Source organism: Saprospiraceae bacterium (genome assembly GCA_016713025.1).
Classification (GTDB): domain Bacteria; phylum Bacteroidota; class Bacteroidia; order Chitinophagales; family Saprospiraceae; genus OLB9.
Genome location: JADJPZ010000004.1, coordinates 1,117,393 through 1,139,667, shown reverse-complemented (window position 1 = coordinate 1,139,667; position 22,275 = coordinate 1,117,393). Strand labels below are relative to the sequence as shown.

The window sequence follows — 22,275 nt, the reverse complement described above, 5'->3', positions numbered from 1 at the left end:
TAGACCAAGTATGAAAAGGAAAGTAACTTTAACAAGCTATTCACTACTTTATAGTTAAAAAAATGAACCCAGTACATAGGTTTGTCATTTAATATGTAAATTTGCATTTCTTTTCAAGCTTATCATAATGAATAAAAATATAATCATCGCCCTTGCATTTATTGTATTAGGAATCATAGTATTCACCAGTGTATCAAAAGATGTAAGTACTTATGCCAGTTTTAGTATAGCGGCAAAGTCCGGACAGTCTTCTAAAATCGTAGGCCAACTTGCCAAAGACAAACCTATGGTATATGATCCCCAAAACAAACCCAATGAATTTTCATTTTTTATGAAAGACAGCGAAGGCCAGCTCAAACAGGTTGTTTTAAATAAACCTAAACCTCAGGACTTTGAAATGTCAGAACAGATAGTCGTTACCGGCAAAATGAAAGATGATGTATTCGAAGCTCATGAAATACTAATGAAATGTCCTTCCAAGTACAAAGATGAAGAGATAGCCATTAAGGGCCAGTAAACACCCCATACGCTATGAAGAATTTCGATTTCTCTAAATTCTTCAACTAAATAACCAGAGATCAACATGTAATTTATGAATGAAGTCCAGTATATAGGTGAACATTTGTGGGTGGGAAAACTAGGCCACTTTCTTATTATCCTTTCTTTTACATCTGCATTATTGTCGGCAATTGCCTATTTTTCAGGTGTAAAAAATACACATCATCAGAATAGTTGGGACAAAATAGGACGCTATGCTTTTATTACGCATGGTGTTTCATTATTTGTATTAATGGGGACAATATTTTATGCGATGTATCATCATATGTATGAGTATTCGTATGTATTTGATCACGTCTCAGAAGATTTGCCATTAAAATATATACTTTCTGCTTTTTGGGAAGGTCAGGAAGGCAGTTTCATGTTATGGATGTTCTGGCATGTCATACTCGGTTTTCTACTTATACGGTTCGCAGGGAAATTAGAAGGACCAGTGTTATTTACTATAGCTTTGGCAGAAGCGATTCTTATGTCAATGTTGTTGGGCATACAAATCCCCTGGGGCGACGAGGCAATAAAAATAGGTAGCAACCCCACTACCCTGCTTCGTCACATGAATGACGCCCCGATATTTGCCAATGCTGACTACCTCAGCCTGATCAAAGGAAGAGGTATGAACCCACTATTGCAGAATTACTGGATGACTATACATCCGCCGACTGTGTTTTTAGGTTTTGCATCTACTATTGTTCCGTTTGCGTTTGCATTTGCCGGTCTTTGGACCAAGGATCATAAGGAATGGTTGAAGCCAGCCTTACCTTGGGCATTGTTTTCTGCCGGAATCCATGGTACAGGATTATTGATGGGAAGTCTTTGGGCGTATGTAGCACTTTCATTTGGAGGATACTGGGCATGGGATCCTGTAGAAAATGCATCTCTGGTGCCATGGATCACATTAATAGCAGGTATTCATGTGCATTTAATCAACAAAAATACAGGATATGCCGGGAGGTCGGTGTATTTTTTCTATATCATTACTTTTATACTTATATTGTATTCTACATTTCTGACGCGCAGCGGAGTATTAGGTGACACATCAGCACATGCTTTTACTGAGATGGGACTGGAGTGGCAGTTGATCGGTATTATGGCTGTTTTTGCCATACCTGGGTTTACATTACTGCTGACCAATTACAAAAAAATAAAAAATCCCGAAAATGAAGAAGAATTATCTTCGAGGGAGTTTTGGATGTTTATTGGTTCATTAGTTCTATTATTCAGTGCTATTTTAATTTCATCTTCGACATCACTTCCTGTTTTCAACAAAATCATGACTTACTTCAATCCGGCTTATGAAGGTAAGGTCATCAAGGATGCCATAGGTCATTACAATAAATATCAGATGTGGATTGGGGTATTTGTGGCGGTACTTTCGTCCATTGCAATGTTTTTAAGATATAATGCCAACAATTGGGCCAATATAGAAAAGAGAGTTTTCACCAGGCTTGTAATTATTGCCGGTATCTCAGCCATTCTTACGTGGATGATTACTTTATGGATAAAATTGTATAGCTGGCAGTACTTTGTATTGTGTTTTTCAGGGCTGTTTGCTATTATCGCCAACGCTGATTACATCATTAATGTGGTTAAAGGCAATTTGAAATTGGCATGGTCAGGTATAGCGCATTTTGGTTTCGGAATGATGCTGATAGGCATCCTGGCAAGTGGGTTAAATCAAAAATTTATTTCATCCAATCCCTTTGTGTTTAAAGGCATGTTTGCAGATGAAGACCTTGAAAAATATGTGCAGCTCATCAAAGGACGTCCTCTTTTTTCACAGGGATACTTCATGACATATGTTTCAGACACATTGATAGGTAGAGAAAGAAAATATACTATAAATTTTAAGAAGCTGAATGACAGCCTGGAGATCATCGATGAAATAAATCTTTATCCCAATGCTCAGTATTCCAATGATTTCAGCAAAGTGGCGGCTTTCAACCCAAGTACCAAACACTATTTGCACAAAGATATTTTCACATGTGTAGTGGGTCTTCCTCCATCATTACAAAGCTCAGAAGAAGCTAAGAAGATAGAAGATTCGTTGAAATTTGTTTTACACACTATCCCTTTAAGGGACACTATCCAACTGAAAGGGTATTCTATCAAAGCCGAGAGTATCACTTTTTCTCCTGACCAGGATGAATACAAAAAACACCGTCATGATGCCGGAATAGCAGTAAATCTCAGAATTCATGACCAAGAAACTGATTCTATGTATGTAGGACAGGCAGCTTTAGGTATGGATGGAGCCCTCATGTATAACTATCCAGCATCATTTCCGGAAGCTGGTATCAAAATAAAACTCAATGAAAAAATGTTTGATAACGGATTTACTTCAGATGATTTGCTCAACTACAAGGAGTATACCATCAAATCCGGAGGAGCAATTCAAACAAATGGATATACTATATCCTTAAACGGATTTGATAAAAACCCTCAACACCCCAACTATCAACCCGAAGAAAAAGATATAGCCATTGCGGCCATTCTATCAATTCAAGGACAGGATTACATTTCAGAAGCAAGACCACTGTATGTCATCAAAAAGAATGTACCGATGAGTATAAAACACTATGATAATCAATCAGGTCTTCATATTCGTTTCAGCAATATCAATCCTGCAGCAGAAGAATTTACATTTAAAATCGCTAAAGATAATCGCAGTGTTTCCAACGCTATCCTGGATATAGCCACTGATGTTCCCCGTACCGATTACCTGATTTTGCAAGCTACCATTTTCCCGGGCATAAATTTGTTTTGGGCAGGCAGTATTTTTATGATGATAGGATTATTTATGGCGGCATGGTATAGGTTCAAACAAAAAACACTATAACTAATCTATGTTGGACAACATCGTCATCATCGGTTCTGGTAATGTAGCCTGGCACCTTGCAGAATGCATAGTATTCGCTGGTTACAATTTGAAACAGGTTTATGGCAGAAATGCAAATGATAAGACCTATTATAGTCATCTGGATATTGGAGCATATATTTCTGATATAAAACAATTAGATCCGCATGCTGATTTGTACTTGTTGTGCGTAAATGATGATGCTATACTTGAAGTGGCAGATTCGATACCATTTCAGCTCAGGGACAGTCAAATACTTACCCACACTTCCGGTGCAACCCCATCGTCCATACTTAGTCCTTACTCCGCCAATTACGGTTGCTTGTGGCCACTTCAATCTTTAAAAAGAGAGTCCCAGGTAGTAACCAATGAAATACCTTTTGTGATAACCGCGTCAAATGAATATGTCAAACTTTGGTTGCTCGAACTTGCCGATCAGATTTCCAATGATTTTACCTGGATTGATGATGAAAGAAAGGAAAAATTGCACCTGGCAGCTGTTTTGGTCAATAATTTTGCCAATCATCTCTTCAGGCTCACATATGACTATTGTAAGCAAGAAGATATAAGGTTTGACTTATTGATACCACTGATCAAAGAAACTGCTGAAAAACTTACTATCGATATTCCTGAGAATAATCAAACAGGCCCTGCCGTCAGAAATGACAATCAAACCATAATGAGACATCTTATTAAATTAGAAAAGCATCCTGATTTGTATAAGTTGTATTGCTTCTTTTCAGAAAATATTATTAAAAAATACCATTATAGTGAGGATAATTGATGAATTTAATGCTGATGAGATAAAGGTCACAGTATTTAAAATGAATGAAAAAATAAGCATCAAATTTGAAAAAAATCTATTAGAACAGGTATATAAATTCAGGGATGGTTCCGGGATTTCCAATCCTGATATGGCCAGAAAGTTTTGCACGACAGATACCATCAGGAGCATTAGAATCATTTTTGATCAAATGGCAGAAAACAGATTGGCAACTCTGAAACAGTTATTTGAAGTAAATACTGAAGAGACATTTGATCGAATCATTTGATAACAATGTATTCAGGTCCTTAAAGATAGAAGAATTTGTATGGATCGTTTAAAACTATTGCATGACAGGCTATTAAGAGAATGAAGAGCTTTAGCTAATAGGCGTAATTCGTTAATCATACAAAAACGACAATTTAAGTTTTAACAAATAATATTTTGTTTACCTTTGTCCTGATTAGAGTATGTTTAAATTTTTATGTTTGAGCGAAAGTGATAAAATTTAATTTTGGACAAGGCATATTTTGCAGTCGTAGCCGGAAGCTACTGCGAAAAATATAACGCTGGATAAAATTAAATTTGCCACTTGGAGCCAAATGATAAAAGTTTAAACATACTCTTTAGTAAACAAATAGAATTTTAAACAAAATGAGCATTAATCCATTAAAAATGTTGTCTGATAAGGTTCAGGCAATGGAAGAATCTGCTACCATCAGAATGGCACAAAAAGCAAGAGATCTCGCTGCCAAAGGAGTAAGTGTCATAAGCCTTAGCCTTGGAGAGCCGGATTTTGACACTCCGGAATTTATCAAAGAAGCAGCATATCAGGCACTGAAAAAAGGAAATACTAAATATACCCCTGTACCAGGTACAATGGAGCTCAGAAAAGCCATATGTGATAAATTTAAAACTGAAAATAACCTGCACTTTGAACCTGCGCAAATTGTTGTTTCTAATGGAGCAAAGCAAAGTATAGCCAATATATGCTTAGCCACCCTCGATGAAGGGGATGAAGCGATCATATTGGCTCCTTATTGGGTTTCATATGTCGAAATTGTAAAATTTGCCGGAGGCGTTCCTGTAGTGGTCAGTGCAGGGATAGAAGATGACTTTAAAGTTAAAGCAGCACAGATCAGGGATGCTATCACAGAAAAAACAAAACTACTTATTTTTTCTTCTCCATGCAACCCTACCGGTTCTGTATACACCTATGATGAACTGGCAGAGATTGCTGATGTTATCAGTGAAAACGGAAACATTTTGATCATAGCCGATGAAATTTATGAATATATCAACTTCACCGGCAAACACGCAAGTATAGGAGCATTTGATAAGACAAAAGACCTGACAGCTACGGTCAATGGATTTTCAAAAGGGTTTTCAATGACAGGATGGAGATTGGGATATATGGGTGGGCCGAAATGGCTCGCCGATGCCTGCAACAAAGTACAAGGTCAGGTAACATCGGGTGCTGCTTCATTTAGTCAAGAAGCTGCCGCAGTTGCCTTGAGAACAGAAAAATCTGAGGCATTAGCCATGAAAGAAGCATTTTTAAGAAGAAGAGACCTGATCATAAGCAAACTTAAGGAAGTCCCCGGGCTTAAAGTAAATCAACCTCAAGGTGCATTTTATGTGTTTCCTGATATAAGTCACTATTTCGGAACCACAAATGGCACAGTAACTATCAAAGATGCGGATGATTTTTCGGAAGCTATGCTTACTGAAGCCCATGTAGGTACAGTTTCAGGTGCTGCTTTTGGTAATGATCAATGTATCAGATTATCATATGCAGCATCAGATGCGGACTTGATTGAAGCAGTTTCTCGTATTAAAAACGCACTCGCTTCTTTCAAGAAAATATAAGTTTTTTTCTGAATTATCTTATGGTTATGAATGAGAGCTGGATTTTCAAACCATATTTCATTTTTTGAATCAACGGAAAAAGGATAACTTTTAACAAATTTGTAAATTTTTTGTTAACTAAAAATATAAAGTCTCAAACAAATTTGTATTTTTCGGATTCATAATATTTTATTTAATAACACAAAATTCTTTCAGACATGAATATCACATTTGAAGAACTAAGAAGAATCAAGCACGCCTTGCCTACAGGTAGTGTAAGCAGGATTGCATCAGAACTAAGTATAGAAGAGCAAACTGTACGTAATTATTTTGGGGCAAAAAAATATCAGAATGGACAGGTAGTAGGATGCCATATCGAACCCGGGCCTGAAGGTGGCATTGTGCATCTTGATGATGATAAAATTATGAATCTTGCAAAGAGAATCATAGCGGAAGCACAAAACATAGGAGTATAATCTTCATTTTACATTATAACTTTGTAATGAGAAGCTGAAATCCAGTCTTATACTGATGTAATTCAATCTTTTACTTAATATAAATGTTGGGATAATCTCAAAGATAATAATCTAAAAATGTAAAAATCAAAAGGAGTCATCGACTCCTTTTTTTTATGCTGTCATGCAGGATATCAAAAAATCTTTGTAAATAGAAGACACATCATTCCTTCTATTGCCAATACCTTTTGATGCTTTATCTGCATTTTTTAAAGCTTTAAAAATTGAAACCAGCTGATTTTTTGAATAGTTTTTTGCTGCCTGCCGATACTCTTTGAGAAAAAATGGGTTTATTCCTGTCAGTTTTGATAGTTCCTGATCACTTTTTGCTCCATGCTGATGAGTGATCATGACTTTATTGAAATATCCAAATAAATTGGTTATGATGACCACAGCAGGATTGGGACCTTGATTGTCAGAAAGATATTTTATAATTTGAGTTGCTTTAGCAAAATTCCTTTCTCCAAGCATCTTTTGCAATTCGAACACGTCAAATTCTTTGCTTATACCGATCACATCCCGCACATCATCCATGGTAATTTGCCTTGACTTGGGTACATTCAGCATCAGCTTGGTCAGTTCATTACTCACTTTGGACAAATCAGAGCCAAGGTATTCGGCAACAAGTTCGTGTACACCGTCAGCAGCTGTATATCCACCTGCTTTTAAAAAGTCACGAACCCACGATGCTACCTGATTATCGTATATTTTTTTTGATTCAAATATTACGCCATTACTTTCAAGTGCTTTATAAAATTTTGTTCTTTTATCGAGTTTCCCGTATTTATAACAAATGACCAACACAGTAGTGCCTACTGGCTTCTCAGCATAAGGAAGCAACTCTGAAATTCCCTTCATTTGTTGAGCCTCCTTTAGCAGGATGACCCTTTTTGTGGACATCATGGGATATTGTCTGGCTTCATCTATGATTGCTGTTACGTTGGCATCTTTTCCATATATTACCACTTGATTAAAAGCTTTTTCCATATCAGATAGTAAGTGATCTTCTACATAATTTACCACTATATCTATATAGTACCATTCCTCACCATGCAATAAATACATAGGACTTATGACTCCGGATTTTAAATCTTTAATGATATCCTCAGCGGACATAACATTGTTTTTTTTTCCTTAAAATGCAAACATATATTACCTTCCTGATAAAATAAGCACTATAATCCTGCAAAAATAGAAAAATGAGTTTAACTATACCAAAAAGAAAATTGATTGCAAAAATTCAAAATCATAATTATTTAATTTACAATAAATTATGATTTAAAATTATTACAAAAAATTTTCTATTCGCTATAACGTTAACCTTTATAAAGTGACATCCAAAAATTTATTTCTTTGTTATAGTATCAAACCTTACTTTGATTTCATTAGATACCGGACAGGGTTTTGAAGACAAGGAAGAAGAAACCGTGAGTTGACTCATCACATCTATCAGTTTTAAAGCAAAACATTTTTTTTTCCTAAACAGGAATAAAATTGATAATCCTGCGTTTAAAGTATGTTTAAAATGTTTCAATTTGCCTCAAGTGAAAAAAATTGAACCATACTCCTTTCTGTAAATGTAGAAACTTTGTATATTGTGAATATCAATAAACTGTTAGGTATTATTTTATTTGGTGTTATTTTCAGCATTACGGCTTGCCGAAAAGATGACTATTATGAAAACAATGATGTAAAACTGCGGTTTTCGGTCGATACCTTGCGATTTGATACGGTATTTACAAGTCTGGGATCTGCCACAAGATCCGTAAAAGTATATAATCCCAAAGACCAACCTATCAAGGTGGATGTGACTTTAAAAAATCAAAATAACAGGTTTTTCAGGATCAATGCAGATGGTATAAAAGGCCCCGTCGTAAAAAACATTGAAATCGGAAGCCGGGACAGTATCTACATCTTTGTCGAGACCACCATAGACCCCAATCAACCACTCAGCATCTCTCCGTTTGTCATAGAAGACTATCTGGACATCAGCGTCAATGGCAATACCCAAAAACTATATCTCGAAGCGTGGGGTCAGAATGCCAACTACGTTCCTTCAACAAGCGGAAGAGGTAAGGGTGCTTTACTTTCATGCAATTTCGGTCAAAGGGTATGGAATGACCCGAAACCTTATGTGATTTATGGCATACTAATAGTTGATAGCTGTACACTGGTGCTGCCGCCGGGATGTCGTATTTATGTACATGGTGGCATAGTGCGGGATTCTTCGTCAGCATATAATGACGGACTCATTGTATTCAATCAAAATGGTAAACTCGAATCTAAAGGTACTGTTGACCGGCCAGTCATCATCCAGGGAGCAAGATTGGAAAAAGAATATGAAGATGTCAAATCTCAATGGGTAGGATTACTATTTTGGTATCATAGCAGAAATAACAAACTCACACATACCATAATCAAGAATTCCATCATTGGAATCAGAGCTGATTCGATGTCGGATGTATCTCTACACTCCTGCAGGATCTACAATACAGGCGGCCCGGCAGTCATAGGCAGGCACGCCAGCATATATGGTGAAAATTGTCTCATGTATGACAATAGTAATTACAGTATCCAGCTGACTTATGGCGGCAACTATACTTTCAACTATTGTTCAGTAGGAAGTTATGAAGGTCAGAATGAATCGGTAGTCCTAACTGATTTTTACTGCTCTGATCCTCTATGCACGGAGGGTGCAAGAGTCTACAGACTGAATGCTGACTTTACCAATTGTATATTTGCCGGTTCAGACAGGGACGAAATTGGTCTCGTTCGGGTAGGTCCCAAAAATCAGTTTAAATACAAATTTTCAAATTGTGCCGTAAAAGTTGATGAATTGCTGCTTCCCAAAAATCATCCTGATTTTTTTGATAATTGTCTTTCGTGCGTAAATTTAAAAAATACCGACAAACTCTTTCTCAAAAGAAATACAGGAGACTACCGTCTGGATACAATGTCTGTTGCACTGAGTAAAGGAAAATTTCTTTCTCAGGTACCGGTTGACATCCTGAATAAAGCCCGCAAATCCACTCCGGATTTAGGCTGTTTTGAGTTTTGACAATCGCATTTGGATGAGTCTACTCCGAAAACAAATATTTTATGATAATCAAACGTTTTTTACCCTTCCCCTAAAGGGAAACGTTTGATTATCAATGTAGTAGAAATCATTTAAATCTGTTCATTAAAAAATTTTCGGAGTGAATTCAATTAATTAAGCTTACAGCTTATTTTCATTGATCATATCAAGAAGCTCATCCCTATAATTTTTGCCGATGGGAAGTTGTTTGACTTTACCACCTTCTATGAGTTCTACCATATTACCAAGTATGGCGGTGATCTTTTTGATATTGACTATAAATGACCTGTGCACTCTTTTGAACTTAGCATCAGGCAATCGATCTTCAAGACTCTTCATGGTTTGTAAAGTGATCACCCTTCCTGTTTCCTGCCTTATGATTACATAGTCCTTGAGACCTTCAATATAGAGGATGTCATCAAAATTGATTTTAACTAATTTTTTATCCGCTTTGACAAAGAAGAAATCTTCTGCTCCTTCCTGGTGATGATTATTATCAAATTCTCCTCTTTTTGCACCCAATCTTTCGGACACTTTATTTACCGCTTTCATGAATCTCTCAAGAGAGATAGGCTTGAGCAGATAATCTGTAGCATTGAGCTCAAATCCTTCTACAGCATAGTCCGGATAAGCTGTGGTGAAAATAACGCAAGGTGGATTAGCCAGAGTTTTTAGAAATTCTATCCCTGACAACTGGGGCATCTGGATATCAAGAAACATCAAGTCTATCTGATGATTTTTTAGTGCTTCATTTGCTTCAAATGCATTTTCACACTTTTGTACCAATTGGATTTCCGGAATCCTTGAAATGTATGTCTCTAGTACTTCGAGAGCCAGAGGCTCGTCATCTACGATAATTGCTTTGATCATTTTTACTTTTTAATAAAATTTAGATGGTTAATTTGTAAGTTGCAAATCTAATTCGATTTTATAGGTATTCGGGCTTTCGCTGATGGAAAGCGAATGTTTTTCAGGATACAGGATCATCATACGCCTTTTGACATTGGCAAGACCGATTCCGCCGGATCTTTTACCGTTGATTTTAGGCATTGACGGTGCTTTACTATTTTCAAGTGTCATATGCAGATCACTGTGCTGCACCATCATCTCAAGATTCACAAATCCCTGAGACACCTGAGTACTCAATCCATGTTTAAAAGAGTTTTCGATAAAAGGAATCAGCATGAGTGGAGCAATTTTTTGATCTTCGATTTCACCATTTATCTTTAAGTCTATCAGCATTTTATTTCCGTGCCGTAACTTTTCAAGCTCGAGATAGTTTTGCATATAGTTGATCTCTTTACTCAATGGCACCTCTTTTTCATTGCATTCATACAGCATATACCTCATCATTTCAGACAATTTTAGGACGATCTCAGGTGCCAGATCCGATTTTTTAAGTGTCAATGCATACAAGCTGTTAAGCGTATTAAAAAGAAAATGCGGATTGATCTGAGATTTAAGAAACCTTAGTTCAGACTGAAGATTCTGACTTTAAAGGTGTTTTTTATCTCTTTGCTGCACCAACCATTCATTGGTAATCTGATAAATAGTGGCGCTGGCTCCTGCAAAAAATGTAGATACAAAGATAAAAAATTGATTGGAATAGTATGAATACTGCGCCACCGGATATCCTGTAGTAGCCCCTAAAAACAATACAGTCTTGATCGGCATCAATAACAATGATGCTAAAGCCAGTGATAAAAAATGATACCAAAGATTTTTGTGTTTCAGGTACCAGGGGAAAAGATACAAAAGGTTGAAATATACTATGACAGCAAAAAAACCTACATTGACAATGTCAGTCAAAAATGCAAGTGCAAAACCCATCTGTGGGATACTGGCCACAAGATTGACCACAAATAGAGATACCCAGAAGACCACGTGGTAAAAGGCCTTCTTTTTGGACCATTTGACTATTTCCTGCTTTATAATGGGCACCATTAAAGTCAATTTGATAAAATACTTTCAACAAAGATAAGACAACTGACCTTATCTAATGTAAATTTATTAGACAAAGCTAAGCAGAAGGCAGATTAACATCCATTAAGGGCTTCCTTTTCTGTCCAGAGTTTTCTTTTTTTTGGTTTTTATTAGTTTTTATTATGAAAATAGGAAATAGTGACTTGAACTGAAATGCATTTACCAATACAGAATCCTGAATACTTCATTTCTATTCTTTGATGCAGGGATGGGTAAAAACAAGTAAAAACACATCAACTAAACGACATTGCTTTTAAAATCATTAAATCATACAAAATAATACGCTTTAAACTTACCTTTGCACTATGAACAGACAAAAATTTCAGCTCAACGGCTTATCAGTCATATACGAAGACAACCATCTTATAGCCATCAACAAACCTGCCGGAGCACTCGTGCATGGTGACGAAACAGGAGACACTACCCTATCTGATTTAGTCAAAGAGTATATAAAAATCCGATATGGCAAACCCGGAGATGTATTTCTTGGTGTGATACACAGGTTGGACAGACCTGTAAGTGGAGTAGTCATATTTGCCAGAACATCCAAAGCTCTGGAGAGAATGAACAAAATGCTCAGAGAACACACCATGGAAAAGACTTATCTGGCAATAGTTGCAGTTAGGCCTGAAGAATTTTCAGGCACACTGGTACATCACTTGATAAAGGATGAACAGAAAAATATCACCCGAGCGTACGCATCAAAAAAGACAGGAACTAAAGAAGCCATACTGGAATATCACCTTGTTGGTGAACTGGATGCCAAGGTGCTCCTGGAAGTGCATCCTATCACAGGAAGACCACATCAGATAAGGACACAACTGAGCAAAATTGGCAGTCCTATCATTGGAGATTTAAAATATGGAGCAGAGTATCCACTGCATGATAAGTCCATAGCATTGCATTGCTACAAAATGTCATTTATACACCCGGTAAAAAATGAAAAGATTGTCATTAAGGCCGATCCGCCATCCCTCGCAATATGGAGAACTTTTACTATTGATTAACCTCTGACGTACATCACTTCCTTCACTGCCCTGATCACTTTGGCAGGTGTAGGTAGGTATTCATCCAGAAATGTCGGTGCATAAGGCAAAGAAGTGTCTGCAGAATTCACTCTTGTCACAGGTGCATCAAGGTAGTCAAAAGCGTACTTCTGAATTTCATAAGCTATTTCGGCAGAAACTCCGGCAAAAGGCCAGGCTTCATCGACCACTACAAGCCTGTTGGTTTTTTTGACTGACCCGACAATAGTTTTATGATCCAGTGGTCTGATGGTACGTAAATCGATAACTTCGGCAGAGATTCCCTGCTTTTCAAGTTCGATGGCAGCATCTTTGACTACTTCCATCATTTTATTGTAAGATACTATAGTAACATCTGTGCCTTCCCTTCTCACAGCAGCCTTTCCTATTGGTACCAGATAGTCGCCATCAGGAACTTCACCTTTCAACCCATAAAATGATTCTGACTCCATCACACATACCGGATCATCATCACGAATAGCTGATTTTAACAAACCTTTGGCATCAGCGGGGTCAATACAAGAGATAACCTTAACGCCCGGTATATTTGCCATCCAGCTTTCAAATGTCTGAGAATGCTGCTGAGCAAGCTGTCCAGCCGACCCGGAAGGTCCTCTGAATACGATGGGGCATTTGAATTGTCCTGCAGATTGTGAAAGTGTTTTGGCTGCATTATTGACTATCTGATCGAATGCCAATACGGCAAAATTCCACGTCATAAATTCAATAATGGGTCGCAGGCCATTCATCGCTGCTCCTACACCGATCCCTGCAAATCCTAATTCTGCAATAGGAGTATCTATCACTCTTTTTGCTCCGAACTCCTCAAGCATGCCCTTACTGACCTTGTAAGCTCCATTATATTCGGCAACTTCTTCGCCCATCAGAAAGACATTTTCATCTCTCCTCATCTCTTCGGACATGGCTTCTCCCAGTGCGTCCCTCAATGTTAATATCCTTGGCATTTTTGATTTCTTTTTGTCAATTTTATAAAAAAACTTTGCAAAAATAATGAATTATAATAGAAATGGCAATAATCTGTTCTACATCTTCCTCTTTTATATTTTTACCTTAGAGTATGTTTGAATTTTTATTGCCTTAAAATCAATGCATTATGAACCTGGCTTCAAAATAATCGCCTTATTTAGTTCGCTAAATGCGTTGATTATTTTATAGCCAGAACCATAATCTCTTGATTTACAACTAAGAAAAATTTTAAACATACTCTTATTCAAGAATGATCAATTTTAATTAAAAAATGGTAATTGATTAAATTGATTACCAAATTTGATTGGGTCATTTTTTGGCAATTGTGGTTATTTTAAAATTCCTGGATGGCAATAATATGAATTGGCATACTTTTTGAATTTTTCAAAGCAGATCACTTCTGACGATTGCAGATACTTATCAATCCAACATAGTATCGTTATGTAATCTCTCTGCTATCACCCCCATGAAAGCAGCTAAGTGATCCAAATTCCCATGGACGCCGGTGCCCGGATGTCTCACTTTTTATGCAATGCTATAAATTGTTCCGGGCACTATTTTGCTTACAAATGTACCTGAAATAATTTTCAACAGTGATTAATTTTTTTGTGAAATCTCTGCTTAGACATAGAAGGCTTCGTTTTTGAAGCTATTACCCCTTACGACTCACAACTGGCACAATTGACCAGATTGGCCACTAACTCTTTTGATACACTCTGACTTCGCTGGTAATAAAGGGTTTTGACACCCAACTTCCATGCATCAATAATGAGCTGATTGACACTCTTGACGGGAAGACTCGCAGGTATATTAAGATTCAAACTTTGGGCCTGATCAATGTATTTCTGTCTTATTCCGGCTTGCTGGATGATTTCCAACTGGCTGATTTCTTTGAAAGTTTTGAAAACCGATTTTTCTTCTTCTGTCAACTCATGCAGATGCATAATACTTCCATGATTGAGCATAATATCCCGCCAGGTATCCTCATTATCGATACCCTTTTCAGCAAGTAATCGTTTCAGATATTTATTCTTTCTCATAAAATTACCTTTCGATAATCCTGCTTTATAGTAGTTGCTGCTGAATGGCTCTATGCCAGGCGATGTTTGACCCAATATAGATGAAGATGAGGTAGTCGGCGCTATGGCCAAAAGCGTTGTATTTCTTTTTCCATAACCCTTCAGAAGTTCAGGCTCTCCATAGATCCGGGCCAACTCAGCCGATGCCTTCTCTGCTTTCTCCTGAATATCTTTAAAAATGGTAGTAGTGAGTAATTTAGCCTGCAAGCCTTCAAAAGGTATCATATTTTTCTGAAGATATGAATGCCAACCCAACACTCCAAGACCTAATGCTCTATGCCTTTTTGCAAATCGATTGGCTGCTTCAAGATAGTGATTACCTTCTGTTTTTGCTATAAATTCCTGTAAAACAGCATCTAAGAAGTAAATAGCCATTTTTACAGCCTCAGTATCTTTCCAATCATCATAAAGTTCCAGATTCATGGACGAAAGACAACATATAAATGATTCTGATTCGCTGGATGGTAGGGCAATGTCTGAGCACAGGTTACTGGCGTGAATTGTCATTTCCAGGTCTTTGTACACCTGAGGTTTATTCCTGTTGACATTATCTGAAAAGAATATGTAGGGCAGTCCTTTTTGCTGTCTGCTTTCTAAGAGCTTTGCCCAAATTTCTCTTTTTTTCCTGTCTCCATCTATCATTTCCTGCATCCAGTAATCAGGAACACAGACCCCATTAAACAAATTTTGAATGGGACTACCGATACTTTTTATTGTCAAAAACTCTTCGATATCCGGGTGATCTATATCAAGATAGGCCGCAAATGCACCTCGCCTAACTCCACCTTGAGAAATGGTGTCCATGGCCGTATCAAACAATCTCATAAAGCTGACAGCTCCTGAACTCTTACCATTGTCTGATACCGCACTGCCTCGTTCGCGCAACTCCCCGAAATAACCTGAAGTGCCTCCTCCAATCTTGGTCTGCATGATCACTTCGCCCAGCTTGTGGGTGATGCCTTCAACAGAATCCGGGACATGTACATTGAAGCATGAAATCGGCAAACCTCTTTCAGTGCCCATATTGGCCCAAATAGGTGAACTTAGACTCATCCATCCTCTTTCTATCATTTCGGTAAATGCGGGCTTCAATTCGGGTTTGTAAAGCCTTTGAGATGCGGCAGTTGTAATCCTGTCTATAGCTCCTTCTATAGTTTCTCCTTTGAGGAGATACCCTCTATTCAATACCTGTTCGCTCTCGTCATTTACCCACCAGAGTCTGTCTTCCATATACATTAAGTATTAGCAGTGAGATAATTATACCTAAATATCTAAATTGGGTTCCGTCATGAAGATCAAAAGTACAATAAAAAAAGCATTTTTGACGACAAATCATAGCATCGCTATGGTGCGAAGTCAAAAATGAACGCAGAGCCTTATTTTGAAGTAATTTTGGTCTGGAATAGGAAATTCATTTTAGATTTTTAGGTTTTATGTTATTCAATATAAAAAAATCGGAACAGGAATAAAATTCATTTGTAATGACCCCCATTTACCTTTTTAGACTATTTGGAAGCTCTAAAAAAGATCATCCGCGGTTATACTCTTATCGTGTTTGGTGTATTCAACAGGTCTTTTGCAAAAAAATCATCAAGGCTATTAGCAAAAACTTCTTCTTCAAACCACATCATAGGTTTATACTCTTCATCTGAAACGTGGAATACTTTTTTCATGCCTATTCTTTCAAGGCTTTCATCCACCCTAAATTTCATAAAATTGAGCAAATCCTTTTTGTTGATGTTTTTAATTTCTCCATCAGAGAATATCCAATCTAAAATTTCTGCTTCAATTTCGATAGACTCTTTAACAACCTGATATATTTTATTTTGTGTATCCTCATCAAATATTTCAGGAAGCTCCTCTCTGATGACGTTGATCAGATATATACCCGCATTAGCATGCAATTGTTCATCTACTGAAGTCCAGGCAATGATATTACTTACATTTTTTAAAGCTCCTCTGAACCTTGTAAATGACAAAATGATACCAAACTGACTGAAAAGAGAAACATTTTCAATCAATATAGTAAATAGCACTAAAGATAATATATATTCTTTCCTGTCTTCAGACTTGCTTTTTGATAATACAGATGACAGATAATCAATTCTCTTTTTGATGACTGGTATTTCTAAGAGCTTTTCAAATTCATCATTATAACCCAAGACCTCCAAAAGTCTGGAGTATGCCTCCGAATGCCTGAATTCACATTCAGCAAAAGTGCTTCCTAAACCATTAAACTCCGGTTTGGGGAAATGCAGGTATAAGTTGCCCCAAAATGTCTTTACAGCCACTTCAATCTGTGCTATAGCTAACAGGCTTTTTTTAACAGCTTGTCTGTCTGAATCATTAAGATGTGAGTGAAAATCCTGAACATCTGCCGTGAAATCAACTTCTGAATGTACCCAAAAAGTATTATTCATGGCTGAAGTAAATTTTAAAACTTCAGGGTATTCGAAGGGTTTGTAATTGATACGTTTGTCAAAAATGCTCATAGGATTCCGATTCTCATGCTAAAAATAAAATGCATCCTTATAAAAATGCTATCGTATGCAAAAAAGTATAATATGTAATAATTAATTGTATAGTCACAAGTCAAACAATATCATACATATCTATACTTTTATCATACGAGTTGCAAAGATCAATATCTGAATGAATATATGCAAGAAATTTTTAATAATAATGTAAAATATTTTTTAACAGTATTTTAAGTTATTGATTATTATACAGATACGATTTATTCGAATGACATGGACTTGGTATTACAGCCAAGATACTTTCCTACAATTTCTTTTTTAATGCCAGAAGCTCATCTCTGAGTTGTGCTGCGGTGATAAAATCCAGGTCTTTGGCAGCTTTTTTCATTCTTGATTCAGTTTCATTAATCAATGTTGTAAGCTGATCTTTATTCATGTAGGCGATCACCGGATCTGCAGCAATATTTGACTTCTCATCCGGTTCGATATAAATCTTAGGCTTCACACCTCTTATATCCAGGATCGATTTTTGATTTAATATATCTTCTTTGCTTTTTAATATAGTGGCAGGTGTAATATTATGTTCGAGATTGTACGCAATCTGTATGGCTCTCCTTCGGTTTGTTTCATCCATTGTCAGTTGCATACTTTGAGTGGTTTTATCCGCATAAAACACCACCAATCCATTACTGTTTCTGGCCGCTCTACCTGCTGTTTGGGTAAGCGAGCGGGCATTTCTCAAAAAGCCTTCCTTGTCAGCGTCCAAAACTGCAACTAATGATACCTCCGGAAGATCTAAGCCTTCTCTCAATAGATTTACACCTACTAAGACGTCAAATTCGCCAAGCCTAAGGTCCCTTACAATTTCCACTCTGTCCATAGTATCAACCTCACTATGAACGTATCTCACTTTTATATTCAGTTTAGTGAGATATTTTGTCAATTCTTCAGCCATTCTTTTAGTAAGTGTTGTGACAAGTACTCTTTCATCAGCTTCAATTCTTTTATGTATTTCCTCAAGCAAATCATCGATCTGGTTGATGCTCGGTCTTACTTCTATTGGCGGATCCAATAGCCCGGTAGGTCGCACAATTTGTTCCACTACTACACCTTCTGTCTTTTCCAGTTCGAAATCACCGGGTGTGGCGCTGACATAAACTACCTGACTGATGACAGATTCAAACTCTTCAAAACTTAAAGGCCTGTTGTCCAATGCTGAAGGAAGTCTGAATCCATAATTAACTAAATTGAGTTTTCGTGCACGGTCGCCTCCCCACATACCTCTCACCTGGGGTAGCGTTTGATGGCTTTCGTCTATAAACATAAGGTAATCATCAGGAAAATAGTCTAAAAGACAGAAAGGCCTCGTATCCTGCCTCCTCCCATCAAAAAATCGGGAATAATTTTCTATCCCGTTACAATAGCCTAATTCACGTATCATTTCAAGATCGAAATTAACCCTTTCTTTTATTCTTTGTGCTTCGAGATATCTACCTTCATTTGTGAAAAATAATTCATGATTGTAAAGCTCATATTCAATATCTCTTATCACCATATTCAATCTATCCTTGGGTGCTACGTATAGATTAGCTGGAAAAATAGCAGCATGGTTCAATGCAGTAATCTTTTTCCCGCTTTCTATTTCCAATTGCTCAATAACTTCTATTTCATCACCAAAAAAAATGATTCTGTACCCATAATCAACATAAGGCAGATGAATATCGACAGTATCCCCTTTCACCCTGAATGTTCCCCTTTTAAATTCTGTTTCAGTTCTTGAATATAGACTTTGAACTAAATTGTATAAAAAAGCATTCCTGCTTATTTTTTGACCGGTTGCAATCCTGATGATCCCGGTTTTATAGTCTTCAGGATTACCCATGCCATATATGCAGGAAACTGACGACACTATAATTACATCTCTACGTCCGGATAATAATGAAGATGTCGCTCTCAGTCGCAATTTATCAATCTGATCATTGATTTGTAAATCCTTTTCGATATAAGTATCTGAATGCGTCAAATAAGCCTCGGGCTGATAATAATCATAATAGGATACAAAATACTCGACTGCATTATCAGGAAAAAATTCACACAGTTCGGCATATAATTGGGCTGTTAAAGTCTTATTGTGTGTCAAAACCAACACGGGTTTGTCAAAATTTGCAATAACATTAGCCATCGTAAATGTCTTACCTGATCCTGTTACACCCAACAGAACCTGAAATTTTTCACCATTTCTGATGCCCTCAGTAAGTTGCTGGATAGCTTTAGGCTGATCTCCTGTTGGTTGATAGTGTGACGTTATATTAAATGCCATAAAGATGAAAAAGTAAAAATATGATGCAAATCTAAGGATAATTGTAGTAATCAGACTGGAATGCATTGAGTTAGTTTAGGGTAATAGGTATTGTTTTTCATTCTTAATCAAAAAAACATGACGATGCATCATAAAATTATCAAAATATCAATATTATATTATGAATGAATCTGAAATCCCAAATAATGTGTTATATTTTCTTTAAAAAAAACACAATTCAAAATTATATTTTATAATGAAATGTGAATAAAAACAATTACCTTTGCAATGATTTGATCACCATTTATCTATCAACAGACATATGAAACCTTATGAAAATTTATCAATAGCAAATGATCAGGGCACTCTGCAAAATGAAGAATTTTTCAAAGAGAATGTTTTGCATGACTTCTGGTTATGTCAGGTGAGTCGCGAAGCCAGCCTGATAGGCAGAAAAGAAGTGTTGAATGGTAGAGGTAAGTTTGGAATTTATGGTGACGGCAAGGAAGTACCTCAAGTAGCAATGGCCAGAGCTTTCCGCAAAGGTGATTGGCGCTCAGGTTATTATAGAGATCAAACATTTATGTTTGCCTTGGGGATCAGTACTGTGGAGCAATACTTTGCACAATTATATGCGGATACAGAAAGAGATCCCTTTTCTGGTGGTAGACAAATGAACAATCACTATTCCACGCCATTGGTCGATGCTGATGGAGAGTGGCTTGATCACACCCAGTCATATAATGTTTCTTCCGACATTTCCTGTACGGCCGGCCAGATGGCAAGAGCTTTAGGGCTCGCAATGGCTTCCAAGAAATACAGAAAGTTAGATATTCCTTCACATAAAAATTTTTCCGATCATGGCAATGAAGTAAGCTTTGTCACCATCGGAGACAGCTCAACTTCTGAAGGCATATTTTGGGAAACTATGAACGCTGCTGCCGTCATGAGAGTACCTCTGTTAGTTGCTGTGTGGGATGATGGATATGGTATCAGTGTACCAGTAGAGATGCAGACTACCAAAGGCTCCATATCGAAAGCCCTTGAGGGTTTTCTGCCAGATGGTAATGGGAATGGAATAATGATCTACACCGTAAAAGGATGGGATTATGCCGAACTTTGTGCTGTATTCGAAAAAGTGGCCATGAAAGTAAGAGAAAAACATATGCCTGCTTTGATTCATGTTCAGGAACTGACTCAGCCACAAGGACACTCTACCAGTGGTTCCCACGAAAGATATAAAACACCTTCGAGGCTGATGTGGGAAAAAGAACATGATTGCATCAAAAAAATGGAAGAATGGATACTAATAAATGGTATTGCTAGTGAAGAAGAAATAGCCGCATTGAAAATCCAGGCCGCTGAATACGCCAAAACATCAAAGGAAACGGCATGGAACAACTATTCAACAGATTTAAAACTGCAACATGATTTTTATTCTGAAATATGGAGATCTATTCCCGAAAATCTGAAAACAGAATCTATAAAGACTCTAGAAAATGAGATTAAAAATATGTCATATCCTGCCTATTCTGATCTGGTAGCCAATGGAAGAAAGCTGCAATTTCAGTTAAAGAGATTTGGGAATTACAGGAATGAATCGCTGGACAATTTTGTATCAAAGGGAAGAACCATCGGTGCTGAAAGATATAACACACATTTGTACAGTGACACCAAATATTCAGCTTTAGAAGTAGCACAGATATCTCCAAAATTTGGAATAGAACCAAAATTAGTTAATGGTTTTCAGATTTTAAATTCATATTTTGATCAGTTATTGGAATTCAAACCCAATATCGTAGCATTTGGAGAAGATGTTGGTCATATAGGGGACGTTAATCAGGGATTTGCAGGTCTTCAAAACAAACATGGAACCGAAAGAGTGTTTGATACGGGTATAAGAGAGTGGTCTATCATGGGGCAAGCTGTGGGAGGTGCTATGCGTGGGTTACGGCCAATAGCAGAAATTCAGTATGTGGATTATATGGCATATGCATTTTCAGTTTTGACGGATGATCTGGCTACTTTGAGATACAGAACGGCCGGAATACAAAGAGCTCCTGCCATAGTTCGTACCAGAGGTCATAGATTGGAAGGTATATGGCATGCCGGTTCACCTATGGGGATGATACTGACATCGATGCAAGGGATCTATCTATGTGTCCCGAGAAATATGGTACAAGCTGTAGGATTTTATAACACACTTTTGAAATCAGATGATCCCGGAATAGTGGTGGAATGCCTGAACGGATACAGACTCAAAGAAAAAATGCCTGAAAATTTACTTGAATTTACAATACCCTTAGGCAAACCGGAAGTCTTACTAAAAGGCACTGATATCACCTTAGTTACTTATGGGTCTTGCGTCAGGGTAGCTGAAAAAGCCATCGATATACTCAAAACATTAAACATCTCAGTGGAACTAATTGATATACAGACCTTAATGCCTTTTGATCTGGAAGGAATTATTTTGGATTCTATCAAAAAAACGAATCGGGTGGTTTTCTTAGACGAAGACATACCAGGTGGGGCTACTGCATTTATGATGAGAGAAGTTCTGGAAAAATGGAACGGATATAAATATCTTGATTCAAAACCAGTAACCATCACAGCAGCGCCACACAGGACACCATATGGAACCGATGGCGATTACTTCTCAAAGCCAAATCCTGAAGATGTTGTAGAGATCATTCATGATATGATTCAGGAGGTTCGTCCGTAAAATAATTTTATTCTATGTACTAAAAAACTGTATATCAATTATATATAGTGATTCTATTAATAAAGTGCAATAACTCCTTTATTCGCCTT

At 37.1% G+C, this 22,275-nt stretch carries 16 protein-coding genes and 1 pseudogene; 9 read left to right on the top strand and 8 right to left on the bottom strand.

Annotation, left to right across the window (positions count from 1 at the left end):
- Nucleotides 1-127: 127 nt before the first annotated feature.
- The 6 genes from IPK35_11280 (at nt 128) to IPK35_11255 (ending at nt 6,499) form a co-directional block, all read left to right on the top strand.
- Entirely contained in the window at nt 128-517 is a 390-nt protein-coding gene (locus IPK35_11280; protein MBK8053822.1) for a cytochrome c maturation protein CcmE, read from the top strand.
- A gap of 75 nt (nt 518-592) precedes the next feature.
- Nucleotides 593-3,394, top strand: coding sequence for a cytochrome c biogenesis protein CcsA (gene ccsA, locus IPK35_11275; GenBank protein MBK8053821.1), 2,802 nt, complete (start codon nt 593-595; stop codon nt 3,392-3,394).
- A gap of 7 nt (nt 3,395-3,401) precedes the next feature.
- Nucleotides 3,402-4,196, top strand: coding sequence for a DUF2520 domain-containing protein (locus tag IPK35_11270; GenBank protein ID MBK8053820.1), 795 nt, complete (start codon nt 3,402-3,404; stop codon nt 4,194-4,196).
- On the top strand, nt 4,183-4,464 hold the full coding sequence (locus IPK35_11265) for a hypothetical protein (protein ID MBK8053819.1): 282 nt from the start codon (nt 4,183-4,185) through the stop codon (nt 4,462-4,464). The genes IPK35_11270 and IPK35_11265 overlap by 14 nt, the downstream gene beginning before the upstream one ends.
- Nucleotides 4,465-4,829: 365 nt before the next feature.
- On the top strand, nt 4,830-6,044 hold the full coding sequence (locus IPK35_11260; protein ID MBK8053818.1) for a pyridoxal phosphate-dependent aminotransferase: 1,215 nt from the start codon (nt 4,830-4,832) through the stop codon (nt 6,042-6,044).
- A gap of 197 nt (nt 6,045-6,241) precedes the next feature.
- Complete coding sequence (locus IPK35_11255; protein MBK8053817.1) at nt 6,242-6,499, top strand: DNA-binding protein; 258 nt, start codon at nt 6,242-6,244, stop codon at nt 6,497-6,499.
- Between the two features lie 153 nt (nt 6,500-6,652).
- Here IPK35_11255 and holA read toward each other — a convergent pair whose 3' ends face one another.
- Nucleotides 6,653-7,654 (bottom strand): DNA polymerase III subunit delta, encoded by a 1,002-nt coding sequence (holA, locus tag IPK35_11250; GenBank protein ID MBK8053816.1) that lies wholly within the window; start codon nt 7,652-7,654, stop codon nt 6,653-6,655.
- 481 nt (nt 7,655-8,135) lie between these two features.
- On the opposite strand from holA, the gene IPK35_11245 reads away from it, so the two are divergent.
- On the top strand, nt 8,136-9,596 hold the full coding sequence (locus tag IPK35_11245) for a hypothetical protein (protein MBK8053815.1): 1,461 nt from the start codon (nt 8,136-8,138) through the stop codon (nt 9,594-9,596).
- Nucleotides 9,597-9,755: 159 nt separating this feature from the next.
- On the opposite strand, the gene IPK35_11240 is transcribed toward IPK35_11245, so the two are convergent.
- Genes IPK35_11240 through IPK35_11230 form a run of 3 tightly spaced genes read right to left on the bottom strand, consistent with a single transcriptional unit; the run spans nt 9,756 to nt 11,558 of the window.
- On the bottom strand, nt 9,756-10,484 hold the full coding sequence (locus tag IPK35_11240) for a response regulator transcription factor (GenBank protein ID MBK8053814.1): 729 nt from the start codon (nt 10,482-10,484) through the stop codon (nt 9,756-9,758).
- Nucleotides 10,485-10,511: 27 nt separating this feature from the next.
- The gene (locus IPK35_11235; GenBank protein ID MBK8053813.1) at nt 10,512-11,066 is read right to left on the bottom strand and encodes a histidine kinase; all 555 of its coding nucleotides are present in this window, start codon (nt 11,064-11,066) and stop codon (nt 10,512-10,514) included.
- Nucleotides 11,067-11,108: 42 nt separating this feature from the next.
- Nucleotides 11,109-11,558 (bottom strand): hypothetical protein, encoded by a 450-nt coding sequence (locus tag IPK35_11230; GenBank protein ID MBK8053812.1) that lies wholly within the window; start codon nt 11,556-11,558, stop codon nt 11,109-11,111.
- A 344-nt stretch (nt 11,559-11,902) separates the two neighbouring features.
- On the opposite strand from IPK35_11230, the gene IPK35_11225 reads away from it, so the two are divergent.
- Nucleotides 11,903-12,604 (top strand): RluA family pseudouridine synthase, encoded by a 702-nt coding sequence (locus IPK35_11225; GenBank protein ID MBK8053811.1) that lies wholly within the window; start codon nt 11,903-11,905, stop codon nt 12,602-12,604.
- Here IPK35_11225 and IPK35_11220 read toward each other — a convergent pair.
- The 4 genes and pseudogenes from IPK35_11220 to uvrB form a co-directional block, all read right to left on the bottom strand.
- Nucleotides 12,601-13,587 (bottom strand): pyruvate dehydrogenase complex E1 component subunit beta, encoded by a 987-nt coding sequence (locus tag IPK35_11220; GenBank protein ID MBK8053810.1) that lies wholly within the window; start codon nt 13,585-13,587, stop codon nt 12,601-12,603. The genes IPK35_11225 and IPK35_11220 overlap by 4 nt on opposite strands.
- A 681-nt stretch (nt 13,588-14,268) precedes the next feature.
- The gene (locus tag IPK35_11215; GenBank protein ID MBK8053809.1) at nt 14,269-15,924 is read right to left on the bottom strand and encodes a ribonucleoside-diphosphate reductase subunit alpha; all 1,656 of its coding nucleotides are present in this window, start codon (nt 15,922-15,924) and stop codon (nt 14,269-14,271) included.
- A gap of 282 nt (nt 15,925-16,206) precedes the next feature.
- Nucleotides 16,207-17,180 (bottom strand): annotated as a pseudogene (locus IPK35_11210) (ribonucleotide-diphosphate reductase subunit beta).
- A 289-nt stretch (nt 17,181-17,469) separates the two neighbouring features.
- A complete protein-coding gene (gene uvrB, locus IPK35_11205) occupies nt 17,470-19,491 on the bottom strand; it encodes an excinuclease ABC subunit UvrB (protein MBK8053808.1) in 2,022 nt (673 codons plus the stop codon).
- 295 nt (nt 19,492-19,786) lie between these two features.
- Here uvrB and IPK35_11200 point away from each other — a divergent pair, with 295 nt between their 5' ends.
- On the top strand, nt 19,787-22,186 hold the full coding sequence (locus IPK35_11200) for a transketolase (protein MBK8053807.1): 2,400 nt from the start codon (nt 19,787-19,789) through the stop codon (nt 22,184-22,186).
- Nucleotides 22,187-22,275: the final 89 nt, after the last annotated feature.

Coding starts and splice junctions, on each gene's coding strand:
- ccsA (MBK8053821.1), top strand. CDS start 593: ATGAATGAAGTCCAGTATATAGGTGAACATTTGTGGGTGGGAAAACTA.
- IPK35_11270 (MBK8053820.1), top strand. CDS start 3,402: ATGTTGGACAACATCGTCATCATCGGTTCTGGTAATGTAGCCTGGCAC.
- IPK35_11280 (MBK8053822.1), top strand. CDS start 128: ATGAATAAAAATATAATCATCGCCCTTGCATTTATTGTATTAGGAATC.
- holA (MBK8053816.1), bottom strand. CDS start 7,654: ATGTCCGCTGAGGATATCATTAAAGATTTAAAATCCGGAGTCATAAGT.
- IPK35_11200 (MBK8053807.1), top strand. CDS start 19,787: ATGAAACCTTATGAAAATTTATCAATAGCAAATGATCAGGGCACTCTG.
- IPK35_11255 (MBK8053817.1), top strand. CDS start 6,242: ATGAATATCACATTTGAAGAACTAAGAAGAATCAAGCACGCCTTGCCT.
- IPK35_11225 (MBK8053811.1), top strand. CDS start 11,903: ATGAACAGACAAAAATTTCAGCTCAACGGCTTATCAGTCATATACGAA.
- IPK35_11230 (MBK8053812.1), bottom strand. CDS start 11,558: ATGGTGCCCATTATAAAGCAGGAAATAGTCAAATGGTCCAAAAAGAAG.
- IPK35_11260 (MBK8053818.1), top strand. CDS start 4,830: ATGAGCATTAATCCATTAAAAATGTTGTCTGATAAGGTTCAGGCAATG.
- IPK35_11215 (MBK8053809.1), bottom strand. CDS start 15,924: ATGTATATGGAAGACAGACTCTGGTGGGTAAATGACGAGAGCGAACAG.
- IPK35_11220 (MBK8053810.1), bottom strand. CDS start 13,587: ATGCCAAGGATATTAACATTGAGGGACGCACTGGGAGAAGCCATGTCC.
- IPK35_11240 (MBK8053814.1), bottom strand. CDS start 10,484: ATGATCAAAGCAATTATCGTAGATGACGAGCCTCTGGCTCTCGAAGTA.